This is a genomic window from Methanobrevibacter ruminantium M1, assembly GCF_000024185.1.
In the GTDB taxonomy this organism is placed as follows: Archaea; Methanobacteriota; Methanobacteria; order Methanobacteriales; family Methanobacteriaceae; genus Methanobrevibacter; species Methanobrevibacter ruminantium.
The window spans coordinates 1,868,877-1,885,930 of the sequence record NC_013790.1 but is presented as its reverse complement, the minus strand read 5'-3'; the positions used below and the strand labels follow the sequence as shown (position 1 = coordinate 1,885,930).

Here is a 17,054-nt window from a genome sequence, read left to right as displayed (position 1 = left end):
TTTTATTTATTAAAAAAAGAGTAAGAATATTAGAAATAATCTAATATTCATTTATATTAATTATTTAATTTATTTGAACTTATTTTTTAAAACAAATTAACTTTTATCTCTATCTTATTATCCAAGAGAGTACTTTCTTCAGCATTAAGTATTTTACCGTCAAGCACTTCAATTACCCTATCTGCTAACTTAGCCACAGTCATGTCATGAGTAACAATGATTAAAGTAATATTCTTCTCCTTATGCAACTTATGAATTTGTTCGAGTATCTTTGTGCTTGTTTTAGAATCAAGAGACCCTGTAGGTTCATCTGCTAAAATGATTGAAGGGTCATTTGCCAAAGACCTTGCAATAGCCACCCTTTGACGTTCTCCACCAGATAACTTATTTGGTTTCATATTGGCCTTGTCCTTTAAGTCAACCATATCCAATAGCTCAAGAGCCTTTTTTCTCATTTCTTTAGATGATTTTCCTTGAGAGTACATAGGAATCTCAATATTTTCAACAACACTGATGTTTGGAATGAGATTGTGAAGCTGGAAGATAAATCCTATCTTCTCTCCCCTGAACTTGTTTAGATTCTTGTTGACTGTCAAGTCATAGCCTGCCACATTTATGCTTCCGCTATCTGCTATGTCTAAAGCCCCTAGCATATTTAATAATGTGGATTTTCCAGACCCTGAAGGTCCGATTATTGATACAAACTCTCCTTCCTCTATTGTCAAGTCTATGCCATTTAAAGCCTTGATGTTACCATTTTCATAAGATTTCACAAGGTTTTTAATCTCTATTATATTTGCCATATCAATTCCCCCTATTCATACCTTAAAGCCTCTGTAGGAGGCAATTTAGTGGCTTTTTAATGCAGGATAGATTCCTCCTATTATTCCAACAAAGAGTGCAATTGCAAATGCCTTTACAAATATGTCAACTGAATATACAGGGTTTAGAAGCTGCATTATCTTAGACGCTGCAAGGAGTTCCACTCCAATGACTCCTACAATGGACCCGATTATGCCGGCAACAATTGTAATGACTATTGATTCACCTACAATCATTAATAGAATCTTTTCGTCAGACCATCCAACTGCCTTTAAGACACCAAGCTCCCTTGTCCTTTCAAATACACTTGTAAGCATAGTGTTTATGATTCCGACAGCTCCAATTATGATTGCCAAGAGGGATATGGCTAAGCTTGCTCCGTTCAACATGTCTATCATGTTCTTAGTCATTTCCAAGTCGGATAATGAGCTTATTGTTGTCAGATTGTCTCCATATTTGTCGGTGATTCTATCTCTGACCTTATCAACATCCTCTCCATCATTTACCTTGATATAGATGGAACTGATCTTGCCTTCATCCTTTGAGAGTTTTTGGGAGTTTTTAATGGCTGTAAATCCTCCTTGGTCCTGAAGGGTGTTACCTGACTCATAGATTCCCACAATCTTGAATTTCTTGTCATCAAGTGTGATTGTGTCTCCAACTCCCTTCTCTTCATTTTCAGATGCAATCTTTCCAATCACTATCTCGTTAGTGTCGTTTTTATACATCCGTCCTTCTGTAATTGTCAAGTCGGAAACCTGATAGTCTTCTGGATCCAATCCTACAACAGCAAAATATGGGGAATTTGTTGTCATAAGGACGGTCATATACATTCCTATAGCATCTTTTACACCCGTTACATTGGCTATCTTATCTATATAATCCTCATCAATGGTGCTTGTACCGAATGTAGCCATTTGTGATGATGTGCTCTCTATCTTTCCGCTTACTGTAAAATCACATCCTCCGGCATGCAGTGTGTCATCTGCACTTGCAATCATTCCGTCGGTAATTGCTCCCAATGCGATGATTGTGGCTATACCGATTCCAATCCCTATGATTGCAAGTATGGCTCGGCTTTTGCTCCTAAAAGGATTTTTTAATATTAATGTTAAAAATGACATGTTATCCCTTAAAAAATAGTTTAATCAATAGTTTAATCAATAATTATTTATATAAACTTGTTAATTGATTAAGTTAATAAAGTTATATAAATATTTGACTTTAGTATAATAATAATTTTTTATTTGATTTTGCATCTCTTTAAAAACTTGGATAAAATTAAGGGATCTTTAAGAAAAATAAATTAAAAAAGTATTTGTTTTCATCTGTTGGATTTTGAGAAAAATAAGTTTAAAAAGTGGATATCAGTTGGATTTTAAGAAAGAGAGTCAAAAAATTAGTTTTTCATAAAAACATTTAAAAAAAAGATTTAAATAATTTAAGAATAGTTTTCATAAATTATTGAGCAAAATAAGATTTTATTAGGGAGTTAAAACATTAAAAAAAAATAAAATTTTTGGTCAAGGTTTTTTGAGCCGAAGGCTCAAAAAAGCTTGGGCGAAGGTCTCAAAAAGCTTGAATTAGTGAAGCCCACAGCCAACACATTCATGTGCAGGGATGCCAATCTCTTGTTCCTCTTCAACAATTTCCTTTTTCAATTCCTGAACGCTAACGGAAATAAAGGAATACTCCGGCTTATTTATGATTGGTGAAATTCCTTTAAAGTAACAATGAATATTGCCTGTACATGCAATGTCTATAAGAATTGGTTCTGGGATTTTAAACCCTTTAAAGAAGTTTTCAATACCTTCCATATCTTCTTTAGGGACTCTAAGGTTAAAAGACATGAATCCTTCTTCCTTAGCTCTGATTTTAACATATTGTTGGTTTACTAATAATTCATTACCGTATTCCTGTTTAAAGATAACACAGTCTTCTCTATTTACCATCTATTTCCCTCCAAATGGTTTTTTCTAGTAATAATCTTTAGTTTAATCATAATTTCATTAGCTAATAAAATTTCATAGATAATAAAAATTTCAATTATTTTGAATTTATCAGCTAAAATCAGTAGTTTATTTAATGTTTCTCTGATTAAAAATATTCCATGAATTTCATTTTTAAATAATATTATTGTTTCATATAATATAAACTTTTTTATAAGTTTTTATTTTTTTCATTTTTAAGTCAAATCTTATGTTTAATTTTTTATTAACTAATTTAACTTTTTATTTTTATTCAAATTAAAACTTTTGTTATTTATATTCTTCATTGGACAATTTTGGACATTATTTTTATTTTTTTCTTTGATTGGCAATGCTTTTTACCATAATCTTTATATTAGTTTAATTACATATTTAATTAATGTTATAGTATTACAATATTTAATATTAATAAAATATCAATATTTCTTAATATTTTTAATTTTTTTTTTAATATTCTTAATATTCCTAATATATAACGGTTTGAAAAAATAAAAAAATTTGAAAAACGAAAATAATTAAAATATATCAAAATGTGATTGAAATGAGTGACGTAAACAAAGATATCGGTATGAGAATTAGAGAATTAAGAGAATTATCCGATATTACAACAGAAGATATGGCTAATGAACTTGATGTAGATGAAGAAACTTATATTTCCTATGAGGACGGTATTATTGACATTCCAGCTAGTTTCTTATACCAAATTGCACATATTTTTAAAGTTGATTTAGCTTTGATTCTTACTGGTGAAGAAACTCGCATGACTTATTTTGATGTAACAAGAGCAGATAAGGGTTTTGCTGTTGACAGAAGGAAAGAATATAAGTATGAAAACTTATGCAAGAAATTCGTTCATAAAAAAGCTGAAATGTTTATTGTAACTGTTGATCCTAAAGAAGATGCTATGCCTTCCTTAAATTCACATGCCGGACAGGAATTCAACTATATCCTTGAAGGAACTGTGAAGATTTTCATTAAGGACAATGAAATTATTTTAAACGAAGGAGATTCTATTTTCTTCGATGCAACTTGTGAACATGCTATGGTTGCTTTAAATGATGAAACCGCTAAATTTTTAGCTGTTATTATGTAATTGGTTTATTTATTAATCGGATATTGATGCAAATTTTAGTTATAATTAAAAAGATTAATAAACTCAAATTTATTTTAATAGATTATGAATTGTTTTAAGCTATGCTCAAGGGGAGTATGGCGTTTAATTTTTAAAAGAGTGATAAAATGACATCTTTAATAGGAAACTTTGTAAACAGAGTTGATTTTAAATCCTATAAGGATTTTTACGATAATTTTGAATTTAATGTACCAAAGGACTTCAACTTTGGTTTTGATGTAGTGGATGAGTATGCAAGAATAGATCCGGATAAAAAAGCATTAATCTGGTGTGACGATTATGAAAAAAGGGTTTTTACCTTTTTAGATATGAAGAAATTATCCAATCAGACTGCAAACTTCTTTAAGTCTCAAGGAATCAATAAGGGAGATGCAGTGCTTCTTACACTTAAAAACAGATATGAATTCTGGATCTGTATGGTTGCACTTCATAAGATAGGTGCTATAGCTATCCCAACTACTCATATGGTAAAGCTTCATGATATAGTCTACCGTGTTGAAAGCGCAAGCATAAAGATGGTGGTTACAGTTGAAGAGGACCAATTGCTTCCTGATTTTGAGCAGTGCGAAAAAGAATTGGACATAGAGCTTAAGAAAGTCTTAGTGAATAGCTTTAGGGATGGCTGGTTTAATTTTGATAATGAAATCGCTAAAATGAGCGAGGAGTTTGAAAGGCCAACTGGAGATGAGGCAACCCATGAGGATGAGACATTCCTTATCTATTTCTCAAGCGGAACCACTGGAAACCCTAAAATGGTTGCACATGCTCATACCTATGCAATCGGACACCTCATAACTGCAAAATACTGGCATAATGTCGTTGAAGACGGTGTCCACCATACCTCTGCCGATACAGGTTGGGGAAAGGCTGTTTGGGGTAACCTTTATGGACAATGGATTGCAGGCGCTGCAATATTTATCTATGACTATGTAAGGTTCAATGGTTTGGATTTAATGGAAAAGATCATTGAAAACAAGGTAAATACCTTCTGTGCACCTCCGACAATCTATAGGTTCCTCATTAAGGAGGACTTGTCCCAATTTGACTTTTCAGACATTCAATATGCAACTACCGCTGGAGAGCCATTGCCTCCAGAGGTATTTAAAAGATTTAAAGAGTTCACTGGCCTTGAAATCAAGGAAGGATTCGGTCAGACAGAGACCACTCTCTCCCTTGCAACCTTCATTTGGATGGAATCCAAAACAGGTTGTGTAGGCAAGCCTTCACCGGCATTCAAGATAGGCCTTTTAGATGAGGAAGGAAATCCTGTGGATATTGGTTCTGAAGGAGAAATATCATTTGATGTATCTGGAGGAAGACCTGTAGGTCTGTTTAAGGAGTATTATAGAAACCAAGAAAAGACCGATGAAGCTTGGTACAATGGATATTACCACTGTGGAGACACTGCATATGTGGATGAAGACGGATATTACACCTTTGTTGGTAGAAATGATGACATTATCAAGTCTTCAGGTTATCGTATCGGACCATATGAAGTGGAAAATGCAGTAATTTCCCGCCCTTCAGTCTTGGAATGCGCCATAACCGGTGTTGATGATGAATTAAGAGGCCAGATTGTTAAGGCAACAATCGTTCTTGCAAAAGGATACAAGCCAAGTGAAGAGCTTAAAAAAGAAATCCAAGATCATGTAAAGCATGAGACCGCTCCTTATAAATATCCAAGAATGGTAGAATTTGTCGAAGAGCTTCCTAAAACCATAAGCGGTAAAATTCAAAGAAAAATAATCAGAACTAGGAAATCAATTTATTAAGGCTAATTAATCATTAAAACCTTAAATGAATTATAAAAATTAGGAAATCAATTTTATTAAGGCTAATTAATCATTAAAACCTTAAATGAATTATAAAAATAAGGAAATCAATTTTATGGATAGTGTGTAAATGAAAGTAAATCAAATCAAACCATACCCTATCATTAGCAAAAACAACTGTAAGGCATGCTTAAGATGCATAACTGCATGTAAGGAAGGCTGCCTTAAGTTAAGTGAAGAGATTAATGATAGCGGATATCAATATGCAGAATATACAGGAGAAGGCTGTATCGGTTGCGGGGACTGTTATTACACCTGCCCGGAACCATTAGCCATTGAAGTTCATATTCCTAAAAGATTAAGAAAATCAGCAGGTGATGCCTAATGTCTAATCAAATAGTTAAAGGAAACACTGCTGTAATCATCGGTGCATTGTATGCTGGCTGTGATTGCTTCTTCGGTTATCCGATCACCCCTGCAAGCGAAATCCTCCACGAGGCTTCCAAATACTTTCCAATGCTTGGAAGAAAATTCGTCCAGGCTGAAAGTGAAGAGGCATCTGTCAATATGATATATGGCGGAGCTTCCACAGGTCACAGGGTAATGAGCGCTTCATCAGGTCCTGGAATAAGCCTTATGCAAGAAGGATTCACCTATTTAGCTGGTGCTGAGCTTCCTGCAGTTATCGTTGACGTTATGAGAGCAGGTCCTGGTCTTGGAAACATCGGCCCTGAACAAGGGGACTACAACCAGATAGTCAAAGGTGGAGGCCATGGAAACTACAAAAACATTGTCCTTGCACCAAACAGCGTACAGGAAATGTGTGACTTGACAATGAAGGCATTTGAGCTTTCAAACAAATACAGAAACCCTGTAGTTGTCCTTGCTGACGCTGTTCTTGGACAGATGGCAGAGCCATTGAAATTCCCAGAGGAAGCTGTTGAACCTGTAATTGACAATTCCTGGTCTGTAAGGGGAAGCAAGGAAACCATGAATAACCTTGTAACTTCAATCTTTTTAGACTTCAATCAACTAGAGGACTTTAATTTCCAAATTCAGGAAAAGTATGAAAAAATCAGAGAGAATGAAGTTGTCTATGAAGAGTATATGCTTGATGATGCAGAATATGTAATCGTTTCCTATGGTACAAGCAGCAGATTATCCAGAACTGCTGTTGACATTGCAAGAGAAAAGGGAATTAAGTTGGGATTACTTAGACCAATCACATTATTCCCATTCCCAGAAAAAAGAATCAAGGAATTAGCAGATGAAGGTGTCCAATTCATCTCTGTTGAAATGAGTAACGGTCAATTAAGAGAAGATATTAAGGCAGCTGCAAATTACGACGAGGTCCATTTGGTAAACAGAATGGGCGGAAACGTTATAGAGCTTAAGGACATTCTAAATGAAATATACCAAATGGTAGGAAGCGATGAACGCCATAAGGTTGACAGTGAAGACAAGGAATTTGACAAATCCTACCTCTCAGATAAGGACTATAAGGAAGAATTGGATAATGACAACTATCACAATCACAGGATGGTAGATTAGGGAGGCTTTAAGATGACTGATATTAAGGTAGATAAAAACGTAGAAAAGGCAAAATCTAGCCAAGTAGAAGAAAGAGTTATTAAAAAGCCAGAATCCTTATATGATTCCTTCCCAAGAAAGGGAAATGACATTTACAATACCCACTACTGCGCAGGATGCGGTCACGGTATTTTACACAAGCTAATTGCAGAAGTCATGGATGAGCTCAATATACAAGATAGATGCGTCATGATTTCTCCTGTAGGATGTTCAGTATTCGGATACTACTATTTCAACTGCGGAAATGTGCAGACTGCTCACGGTAGAGCTCCAGCAGTTGCTACAGGCATATCTAGAGCTGAAGACAATGCAATTGTAATGAGCTATCAGGGAGATGGAGACTTAGCATCCATCGGTCTTAATGAAACATTGCAGGCAGCTAACCGTGGAGAAAAGATTGCTGTTTTCTTTGTAAACAATACAGTTTACGGAATGACAGGGGGCCAAATGGCACCTACCACACTTGTGGGAGAGAGAACAGTGACTTGCCAAAACGGAAGGGACCCTCATTATGCAGGATATCCATTACATATGTGTGAGCTTGTAGACAATCTTAAGGCACCTGTATTTATTGAAAGGGTGTCTCTTGCAAACCCTAAGCTTATTAGAAAGGCAAAGATAGCTATTAAAAAAGCCCTTATGATTCAAAAGGAAGGAAAAGGATACTCATTTGTTGAAGTATTGTCTCCATGCCCAACCAATATAAGAAGGGATGTAAAAGGAGTTGAAGACTTCCTAATCAATGAGATGGGTAAAGAGTTTCCAGTAAAGAGATTCAGAGACCTATCTAAGGAAAGGGCTCCTGTTGAAAGGAATGTGAGTGACTTCTCTATTGAATCATTGGATAAGGCATTTGGCGTAGACAGAACAAAAGAAATCGCTGAAGTTGAAGATGACTTTGAAGACTGCAAGGTAAAGATAGTCGGTTTCGGAGGCCAAGGAGTCTTAAGCACAGGTCTTACCCTTGCTCAAGCTGCATGCAGTGAGGGAAAAGAAGTGTCTTGGTATCCAAGCTACGGTCCGGAGCAAAGGGGAGGAACTTCCAACTGTTCTGTAACAATCTCAGCAAAGACTATCGGATCTCCTGTTGTAGAGGAATGTGACGTTCTAATTGCAATGAACAAGCCATCCCTTGAAAAGTATTCAATCGATGTAAAAGAGGGCGGAACCATTCTTTATGATTCAAGAGCAGGAAACTACACAAATGACAATCTTGATGTTAAGGATAACGTAAAGATTATTTCCATTCCAGCAAGAGAGATAGCAACTGAAATAGGCAATGCCAAGGCTATGAACACTGCCATTTTAGGTGCTCTTATGGAGCTTGGAAAGGACAGCCCTATACTATCTCAAGATGCCTTTGCCGAAGGTATTAAGGAAACCTTTGCAGCTAAGCCAAAGCTTATTGATATAAATCTAAAGGTATTGGATGCAGGGGCTAAATGGTTGAGAGAAAACATTAATTAATTTCTCTCACTTTTCACTATTTTTAAAGATTTATTCAATTTTCTTTTTATTATTTTAATTTTAAAGAATTCTTTATTCTCTTTTTATAATTTTATTTTTTTTATTTTTTTAACCACTTTTTTTAACCACTTTTTTTAACCACTTTTTTTAACCACTTTTTTTAACCACTTTTTTTAACCACTTTTTTTAACCACTTTTTTTTAACGGATATTTTTTAAAAACCTTTATTATATAAAAAATTGAAAATATTATCTAGAGGCATTAATCAAAATTCACATTTTAATAATGTATAAGAGGAGATAATATCACTGAAAATAACAATTTTGATGCAGAGGATGCTAAAAACCAATGCATTAAATGGATTCAAGCTTTTTTTGAAGAAAACGGCAAGGGCTGCAATGCAATTATAGGAATATCCGGAGGAAAGGACAGTGCAGTGGTGGCAGCCTTATGCACAGAGGCACTTGGAAAGGACAGGGTTATCGGAGTCCTTATGCCTAATGGAGTGCAATCAGACATTGACTATGCAAAGCTTCTTGTAAGTCATTTAGACATAAAGCATTACATAATAAATATAAGGGATGCTGTAGATGGTGTATTAAGTCAAATGACCAAATCTGGCATTGAAATATCCGAACAGACAAGAATCAACCTTCCTCCAAGGATTAGAATGTCCACCTTATATGCCATAAGCCAGTCTAACAACGGAAGGGTGGCAAACAACTGCAATCTTTCAGAAGATTGGGTGGGATATGCCACAAGATATGGGGATGGTGCCGGTGACTTCAGCCCACTTTCAAACCTGACAGTAAGTGAAGTTAAGGAAATTGGAAGAAGCCTTAATTTACCGAGTGAGATAGTGGATAAGGTACCGATTGATGGACTCTCTGACCAATCTGATGAAGAGAAGCTTGGATTTACTTATGATGTGTTGGATAAGTATATACGAACTGGCGAAATTGAGGACAAAACTACAAAAGAAAGAATCGATTACCTCCATGATTTGAATAAGTTCAAGTTGGAGCTTATGCCAAGCTTTGAATATAAGTGATTCAAGATAAAAACTGTTTTTGATTAATTGAAAATAAGTCATTATGTATTCCCATTAAAGTGATTTTTATGGCAGACAAGTTTAGCAAAGAGAAGAGGAGTTATATCATGTCAAGGATTAGAGGCAAGGACACCAAGCCTGAGATCCTTGTTAGAAGCTACCTGTTCTCTAAAGGGCTTCGCTTTAGAAAGAATGACAAGCGATATCCTGGCAGTCCAGATGTTGTTCTGCCTAAATACAATACTGTTGTCTTTGTTCATGGCTGCTTCTGGCATCTCCATGAGGGATGCAAGCATGCTAAGATTCCAAAGTCAAATGTTGAGTACTGGGAAAAGAAGCTTTATGGAAACAGGGATCGTGATAAGCGCAATAAGAAGGAGCTTGAAGATATGGGGTGGAATGTGATTACAGTTTGGGAATGCAATCTGAAAAAGGATAAGCGTGAAAAGACTCTTTTTGAGCTCTACAATCAGATAATCTCTGAGGATGAGGACTGATCCATTTATTTAAGTACTTTTTTTATTTTTATTTTTTATTTTTATTATTATTTTTATTAATTTTTCTTTTTATTTTTCTTGGAGGACTATGGATATTACTATTTGTCTAATTTGCCCTAGTTTGTAATAATTTATAATGATTTATAACTATTTGTAATGATTCATAATGATTTGTAATAATTTATAATTGTTTATAATGATTTGTCATGATTTTTTTATAAAAATAAAAGATTGTTCGTAGTTTAATCGAGAAAATACGAACGATTAGGGGATTTAAATAGTATGTATTTATATACTAGTTCATTTATAATATTAGATAAGATATGATTTTTTTATAAAAAAAGTCATGTTAATAATTGGTTCTATCATATTATAGAACTTTAAAAATGGAGTCGCTAAATGTTTATGACTGTATTTTTTAGTTTTTTAGTATTTTTAGGAATGTTAATTGTCCTAAACGAGGGAGACATAATCCTCGATTATATATAAGCTATATATAATGATACTTTCATGTACAATTGTACATTTTCATTAGACAATAGATGTAACTGTTGTTTTAATTTGTTTTTTTAATTAAGTTTTTTAAAAACTTAATTCTTTAATTCTTTTTGTAATTTTGCTTTTTTTATTATTTTAACTATTTTTAAAGATTTTATTTTAACTTCGCTTTTTCGGACTTGTTTTTATTCTTCATTCTCCTTTTGAGATTCAACAATTATCCGTTCCAGATTATCAATCTTATTCTCAAGATTGTCTATCTTAGTTTCCATATTCCTAAATTTCTTTCTAGAGTTTCTATGAATGATATCTGCAGCTAATGTGGCTGTAGCGACTCCTGAAATAATATATCCTCCCCAAGCTAGGAATACGCTAGTCAAGACTCCTCCTTCGCTGTCTCCTAAAGCGGCATATCCATTGCTTGTAATTGCATTTGTAACCATTGCCACTGCATCTATAGGATTTTGTTTTTCTAAGACTATTGTTAAGAGAATTCCTGTATAGATAATGCTTAATAGGATTAGAATTGTTTTTCCAAGGTTATTTCTTTCTGTATAATCTATAAACTTGTTATAGAAAATCACAACCAGATAGAGCAGTATAGGGATGCGGATGAAATCCCAATATCTAATTAATGATCCTCCAAAGAGGATATAGGATATGGATACAATAGGCAAAAGGAATATGCTAATTATCTTGCCTCTTGTAGAGCCGTCATAATATATTGTCACTAGAAATACTGATAAGATAATGTCTATTAATGAATTGATAAAGATCAATTCCCCGCTTATTCCAAAATTGTTAAAAAAGAAGTTCATGATGCATATGTAAATAAGCAGTATTATGAGCAAAAAATAAAGCTGCATTAATGATTTAATCTCTTCAATAGGAAGAAAATCATTAGGATTTAAATGTATTCCGTAATGCTTTTCTATTATTTTTTTCACTTGATTTGCTAGGAGGCATAGGATGATAAATATTATCACTGAAATGATTATTTGACTTAAGTAGCTAGTTAATTCCATGGTTTCACTTAATATTGGCTTATTATTAATAGATATGTTATTTGTAACTTTTTATATATTTTCTTAAGTCACTTAAGATTCAAAGTCTTCATTAGTGATATTTAAATAGTTTTTATCTATAAGTATTAAATCATAATTTTTAGAAAGCAAATAGTTTTATAGTATAAAGTTAAATATTATATATGTTGATTTAAATTTTTTGGGCTGGTAGCTCAGATGGGAGATCGTCGCCTTGGCATGGCGGAGGCCCCGGGTTCAAATCCCGGTCAGTCCACTTAAAAAATTTAAATAAAAGCAATTTTGTGATTAATTCACATAATTGCTCAATTATGCCATTCTTTTTTTATTAGACTTTTTTTTATGAATTTTTATTTAACTAGATTTTTTGTGAATTTTTTACTTTTTTAGTCTTTTTCGTGTAATTTTTTTTTTTTTTTTTTTATTGCTATTTCTTTAATTCTTTTTTGAATCTTTTTTTGAATTAATTATTTTTAGGAATTTTTTTTTTTTTATTGCTATTTCTTTAATTCTTTTTTGAATCTTTTTTTGAATTAATTATTTTTAGTAATTTTATTTTTAATTCGTTTTTTCAAACTAACTATTATATACTTTAATCAATATAATTAAATATAATATGGATTTTTAAATGATTACAAATCTATTTTTATTATAACAATTCATATTGATTTTTACAATCAACGAATAAGAATTATAATTTTAATAAACTTATAAAACAAAAAGATGAGGAATTAAATGACTTATAAAGAAATTTCTAAAGAGTTTTTGGATAAGGCAAATGTTACCATTGGTGATGTTATCAAGGTGACAAAGGAAGATATTTCCTATGAAGGAATATTGCTTGACAGATCCGAAGACGCAAAGGACGCTTATATTGTAATTAAACTTGATAGCGGTTACAATGTTGGAGTAAACATTGAATCTGCAACTATTGAACTTATTGAAAAGGGAGACCAACCTAAAATAGGATTTGAAGGAGATACAATTGAAAAAGACCCAAACAAACAGAACATATCAATCATCTCCACTGGAGGTACAGTCTCTTCAATCATTGACTATAAGACAGGTGCGGTACACCCTAAATTCACAGCAGAGGACCTTCTTAGAGCAAACCCTGAGCTTTTAGACCTTGCAAACTATGATGTGAAGGCATTATACAACATATTATCTGAAAACATGAAGCCTGAATACTGGGTTAAGGCAGCAGAATCAATTGCTGACGATATAAGCAGTGGGGCTGACGGAATTGTAATTGCACATGGAACAGACACTATGCATTACACTTCAGCTGCATTGAGCTTTATGATCAAGACTCCTGTTCCTATAGTTGTTACAGGTGCTCAAAGAAGTTCAGACAGACCTTCAACAGATGCATTCCTCAACATCTACAACTCATGTGGCGCTGCATTATCAGACATTGCAGAGGTTACAGTGCTTATGCATAACTCATTGGATGACGGAGACTGCGCACTTCATAAGGGTACAAAGGTAAGGAAGATGCACACAAGCAGAAGAGACACCTTCAGAAGCATTGATAGTGAACCAATAGCTCTTTTAAGGGATGGAAAGGTAAAATCAGTCAATCTCCCATATGTCAAACGTGGGGAAAATGAATTGGAATTGAATACAGACATTGAAAGCAAGGTTGCACTTATCAAGTCTTTCCCTGGGATAAGCTCTGATATAATTGACTATCATATCGATAAGGGATACAAAGGATTGCTCATTGAAGGAACAGGACTTGGACATGTTCCAGATTATATGGTTGATTCATTGCAAAGGGCAAATGACGAAGGCATTCCTGTTGTAATGACCTCACAATGTCTATATGGTACAATCAATATGAACGTTTACAGTACAGGAAGACTATTGCAGGATGCTGGTGTTATTTCCGGTGTGGATATGACTCCAGAATGCGCTTATGTTAAATTGGCTTGGGCTCTTGGTCAAAGCGATAGTTTAGATGAAGTTAAAAAGATTATTCAAACCAATATTGCTGGAGAATTGAATGAAAGTTCTTCACTTAAGTATTTCTTGAACTAGGGGGAATAAGTATGGCTAAAAATAAATCTAAAAAAAGGAAATAAAAGTAAAGGAGATAATAAGTCATCTAAAAAATCTAAAGCTCCTAAAATAGAAAGAAATTGGGAAGAGCTTGGACTTATGATGGGTTTAGAGATTCACCAGCAATTGAATACAAAACACAAGCTTTTCTGTCCATGTTCTACCGAACTTACCGATGATGAATTTGATGACGGTATCATCAGAAACCTAAGGCCTACCCAAAGTGAATTAGGCCAAATCGACAGAGCTGCTCTTCAAGAGTCTCTAAGACACATGACATTTAAGTACGAATCATTTAACAATCACACCTGTCTTGTTGAGATGGATGATGAGCCTCCACATGCATTAAACAGGGAAGCTCTTGACATATGTATCACAATCGCTTCACTTTTAAATATGAAAATGGTGGATGAGTTCCATACGATGAGAAAGCAGGTTATTGACGGCAGTAACACTGGAGGATTCCAAAGAACAGGTCTTGCAGCAACTGACGGATACCTTGACACTCCATACGGCAGAGTGGCTATAGAGTCATTAGGCCTTGAAGAGGATGCAGCAAGAAGAATCGACTCAGATGATGAGTTTACCCAATTTAGGCTTGACAGATTGGGAATTCCACTTGCAGAAATCACTACAGACCCTTCCATGCACCATCCGGAACAGATTAAGGAAGTTGCATATATGATCGGACAGGTCTTAAGAAGCACAAATGTTAAAAGAGGCCTTGGAACTATCAGACAGGATGTTAACATCAGTATCACAAGAGGTGCAAGGGTTGAAATCAAGGGTGTTCAGGACTTGGACCTTATGCCTGAGATTGTTGAAAGAGAGGTTCAAAGGCAATTGGCACTTGCAGACATTAAGGATGAGCTTATTGCAAGGAATGCTAGCGTTGATGATACAATCTACGACCTTGATGAGGTCTTTAAGGACACCTCATCTAAGATATTGTCAAAGGCCAACTGCATAAAAGGTATAATTCTTAGAGGCTTTGACGGCCTCATTGGAAAAGAGGTCCAGCCTGGAAGGAGATTCGGAACAGAGCTCTCTAGCTATGCTAAAAAGATGGGTGTTTCAGGTCTTTTCCATACAGATGAATTGCCTGCTTATGGAATCAAGGCAGATGAAGTGGATGCTATGAAAGAGTTCCTTAAAATCGGCCCTCAAGATGCAATCATCATTGTAGCCCACGATGAGGATATCGCTATAAATGCCTTAAATGAGGTAATCAGAAGGGCAGAGATGGCATTTGACGGCGTTGTAGAGGAGACAAGAAAGGCATTGGATGATGGAAACACAGAATATATGAGGCCGCTTCCAACTGCAAACAGGATGTATCTTGAAACAGACATTCCATTGTTCCAGATTACTGATGATATGGTTGAGCCAATTAAAAACAACCTTCCAGAGCTTCCAGATGCTAAAAAAGAAAGAATAAAAGCAGAGTATAAGCTCAGTGAAGATTTAGCTAGCCAAATAGTCAGAAGACTTTTAGGAGACACTTTTGAGTCATTATTGGCTAGGGTTAAAGTGGATCCAACCACTGTTGCTTCAGTCCTTGTATCAGACCTTAGGGATTTAAAGAGGGAAAGATATAATGTTGATGTATTGACTGAAGACAAACTTGTAGAAGTGTTCTCCCTTTTAGAGGCAAATAAAATTTCTAAAGATGCTTTAAAGGACCTGCTTGTGGAAGTCTGTAAAAATCCAGATGAAAATGTTGAAAAGATAGCTGAAGATGCTAACCTTACCCTTTTAAGTGAGGAAGAGGTTAGAGCGATAATTCATGAGATAGCTCAAAATAATGAATCCATGATTAAAGAGCGTAATATGGGTGCTATGGGTCCTTTAATGGGCATGAGCATGAAACAGCTAAAAGGAAAAGCAGATGGTAGTTTGGTTAATAAGATAGTTAGAGAAGAGATTCAGAATATTTTAAATGGTTAAAAGAATAGTTATTATATATAATAACTCTTTTTAACTATTTTACTATTATTAGGTATTTTTACTATTATTAGGTATTTTTACTATTATTAGGTATTTTTACTATTATATTATGTATTTTTAACTATTGTAAAGTATTTCAACCGTTTTGGAATGATTTTTATGGAAAATTATGATATTATAATTGTTGGGGCAGGGCCTGCAGGCCTAACTGCTGGCATGTATGCCGGTAGGCAGAATTCAAAAACCCTAATAATCGATAGGGGATTTGCTGGAGGCTTAGGTCTTGAAGTGCCTTTGATGCAGAATTATCCAGGTTTTGATTTGATTTCTGGAATGGAGCTCATTCAAAAGATGAAGGCACAAACTGAGAATTATTGTGAAATAAAGGAAAATGAAACCATTCAATCTATAGAAAAAACTGAAGATGGTTTCCTGCTTAAAACCAGAACTTCTCCATTATTGATGTCTGAAGAAAGTGATGAAATAAGGGAGTTTAAAGCAAAGGCAATCATTTTAGCAACTGGTGCCTCTCACAGACACTTGAATGTTCCAGGGGAAGCTGAATTTTTAGGTCGTGGAGTGGCCTATTGCGCTACCTGTGATGGAATGTTTTTTATAGATAGGACTGTATTGATGGTTGGCGGAGGAAACAGTGCAGCTCAAGAGGCACTTTATCTAAAAAACCTTGGATGCAATGTAAAGCTCGTTCACAGACGTGATCAGTTGAGATGTGAGCATCATCTTCAAAAAGCTCTTGAAGAAAAGGAAATAGAGGTTATCTGGAATGCAACTGTAGAGGAAATCAAAGGAGATATGGTCGTAGAATCAGTAAGACTTAATAGAAATGGCCAAGAGGAAGATTATAAGACAGATGGCGTCTTTATTGCAATCGGTGATGATCCTTCCAATGAGATTGCTAAGGAATTAGGAATCGACCTTGATGAGGATGGCTATATCATAACCGATAAGAGGCAGGCAACAAGTGTGGAGCATGTTTATTCCGCAGGCGATATAACTGGTGGAGTGAAACAGTGGGTTGTAGCTTGTGGAGAAGGTGCTGTAGCTGCTATATCTGCTTATAATGATTTGAATTTGTAAAATAAGAAAAAATAAACACTTAAATAATATTTTTTTTAAAAGAAAAAAAGAATATTTGGTTATTTTAACCAAATATTTATTAATT

Annotated in this window: 14 protein-coding genes and 1 tRNA gene; 11 read left to right on the top strand and 4 right to left on the bottom strand. The window is 34.5% G+C overall.

The genetic code is table 11. The annotated features are described in order from the left end of the window. Positions 1 to 86: 86 nt before the first annotated feature. From MRU_RS07185 to MRU_RS07175, 3 genes are all read right to left on the bottom strand, one after another. On the bottom strand, positions 87 to 803 hold the full coding sequence (locus MRU_RS07185) for an ABC transporter ATP-binding protein (protein ID WP_012956237.1): 717 nt from the start codon (positions 801 to 803) through the stop codon (positions 87 to 89). Positions 804 to 848: 45 nt separating this feature from the next. Beyond that, positions 849 to 1,946 carry an ABC transporter permease gene (locus tag MRU_RS07180; protein ID WP_012956236.1) on the bottom strand — a complete coding sequence of 366 codons (1,098 nt, stop codon included), beginning with the start codon at positions 1,944 to 1,946 and terminating at the stop codon, positions 849 to 851. Positions 1,947 to 2,405: 459 nt separating this feature from the next. Further along, positions 2,406 to 2,774 (bottom strand): hypothetical protein, encoded by a 369-nt coding sequence (locus MRU_RS07175; RefSeq protein WP_012956235.1) that lies wholly within the window; start codon positions 2,772 to 2,774, stop codon positions 2,406 to 2,408. A 577-nt stretch (positions 2,775 to 3,351) separates the two neighbouring features. Between MRU_RS07175 and MRU_RS07170 the strand changes: the two genes are divergently transcribed. The 7 genes from MRU_RS07170 (at position 3,352) to MRU_RS07140 (ending at position 10,319) form a co-directional block, all read left to right on the top strand. Continuing rightward, on the top strand, positions 3,352 to 3,903 hold the full coding sequence (locus MRU_RS07170) for a helix-turn-helix domain-containing protein (RefSeq protein ID WP_048812466.1): 552 nt from the start codon (positions 3,352 to 3,354) through the stop codon (positions 3,901 to 3,903). 146 nt (positions 3,904 to 4,049) lie between these two features. Further along, complete coding sequence (locus tag MRU_RS07165; protein WP_012956233.1) at positions 4,050 to 5,714, top strand: AMP-binding protein; 1,665 nt, start codon at positions 4,050 to 4,052, stop codon at positions 5,712 to 5,714. A gap of 130 nt (positions 5,715 to 5,844) precedes the next feature. Next, positions 5,845 to 6,099 carry a 4Fe-4S dicluster domain-containing protein gene (locus MRU_RS07160; protein WP_012956232.1) on the top strand — a complete coding sequence of 85 codons (255 nt, stop codon included), beginning with the start codon at positions 5,845 to 5,847 and terminating at the stop codon, positions 6,097 to 6,099. Further along, positions 6,099 to 7,265, top strand: coding sequence for a 3-methyl-2-oxobutanoate dehydrogenase subunit VorB (locus MRU_RS07155; protein WP_012956231.1), 1,167 nt, complete (start codon positions 6,099 to 6,101; stop codon positions 7,263 to 7,265). The genes MRU_RS07160 and MRU_RS07155 overlap by 1 nt, the downstream gene beginning before the upstream one ends. A 12-nt stretch (positions 7,266 to 7,277) precedes the next feature. Next, positions 7,278 to 8,771: a 2-oxoacid:acceptor oxidoreductase family protein gene (locus tag MRU_RS07150; RefSeq protein WP_012956230.1), complete on the top strand. Its 1,494-nt coding sequence runs from the start codon at positions 7,278 to 7,280 to the stop codon at positions 8,769 to 8,771. A gap of 289 nt (positions 8,772 to 9,060) precedes the next feature. Further along, positions 9,061 to 9,822 (top strand): NAD(+) synthase, encoded by a 762-nt coding sequence (gene nadE, locus MRU_RS07145; protein WP_338036739.1) that lies wholly within the window; start codon positions 9,061 to 9,063, stop codon positions 9,820 to 9,822. 68 nt (positions 9,823 to 9,890) lie between these two features. Beyond that, on the top strand, positions 9,891 to 10,319 hold the full coding sequence (locus MRU_RS07140; protein ID WP_012956228.1) for a very short patch repair endonuclease: 429 nt from the start codon (positions 9,891 to 9,893) through the stop codon (positions 10,317 to 10,319). A gap of 683 nt (positions 10,320 to 11,002) precedes the next feature. Here the strand turns inward: MRU_RS07140 and MRU_RS07135 are convergent. After that, complete coding sequence (locus tag MRU_RS07135; RefSeq protein ID WP_012956227.1) at positions 11,003 to 11,842, bottom strand: hypothetical protein; 840 nt, start codon at positions 11,840 to 11,842, stop codon at positions 11,003 to 11,005. A 201-nt stretch (positions 11,843 to 12,043) separates the two neighbouring features. Here MRU_RS07135 and MRU_RS07130 point away from each other — a divergent pair. The 4 genes from MRU_RS07130 to MRU_RS07115 all read left to right on the top strand — a co-directional run bounded on the left by MRU_RS07130 (position 12,044) and on the right by MRU_RS07115 (position 16,969). After that, positions 12,044 to 12,116: transfer RNA gene (locus MRU_RS07130), tRNA-Ala, on the top strand. 479 nt (positions 12,117 to 12,595) lie between these two features. Then, positions 12,596 to 13,903, top strand: coding sequence for a Glu-tRNA(Gln) amidotransferase subunit GatD (gatD, locus tag MRU_RS07125; protein ID WP_012956226.1), 1,308 nt, complete (start codon positions 12,596 to 12,598; stop codon positions 13,901 to 13,903). Positions 13,904 to 13,993: 90 nt separating this feature from the next. Then, positions 13,994 to 15,871, top strand: a complete 1,878-nt coding sequence (gene gatE / locus MRU_RS07120) for a Glu-tRNA(Gln) amidotransferase subunit GatE (protein WP_227717063.1) — start codon at positions 13,994 to 13,996, stop codon at positions 15,869 to 15,871. A gap of 159 nt (positions 15,872 to 16,030) precedes the next feature. Then, a complete protein-coding gene (locus MRU_RS07115; protein WP_048812464.1) occupies positions 16,031 to 16,969 on the top strand; it encodes an NAD(P)/FAD-dependent oxidoreductase in 939 nt (312 codons plus the stop codon). The last annotated feature ends 85 nt before the right edge of the window (positions 16,970 to 17,054 follow it).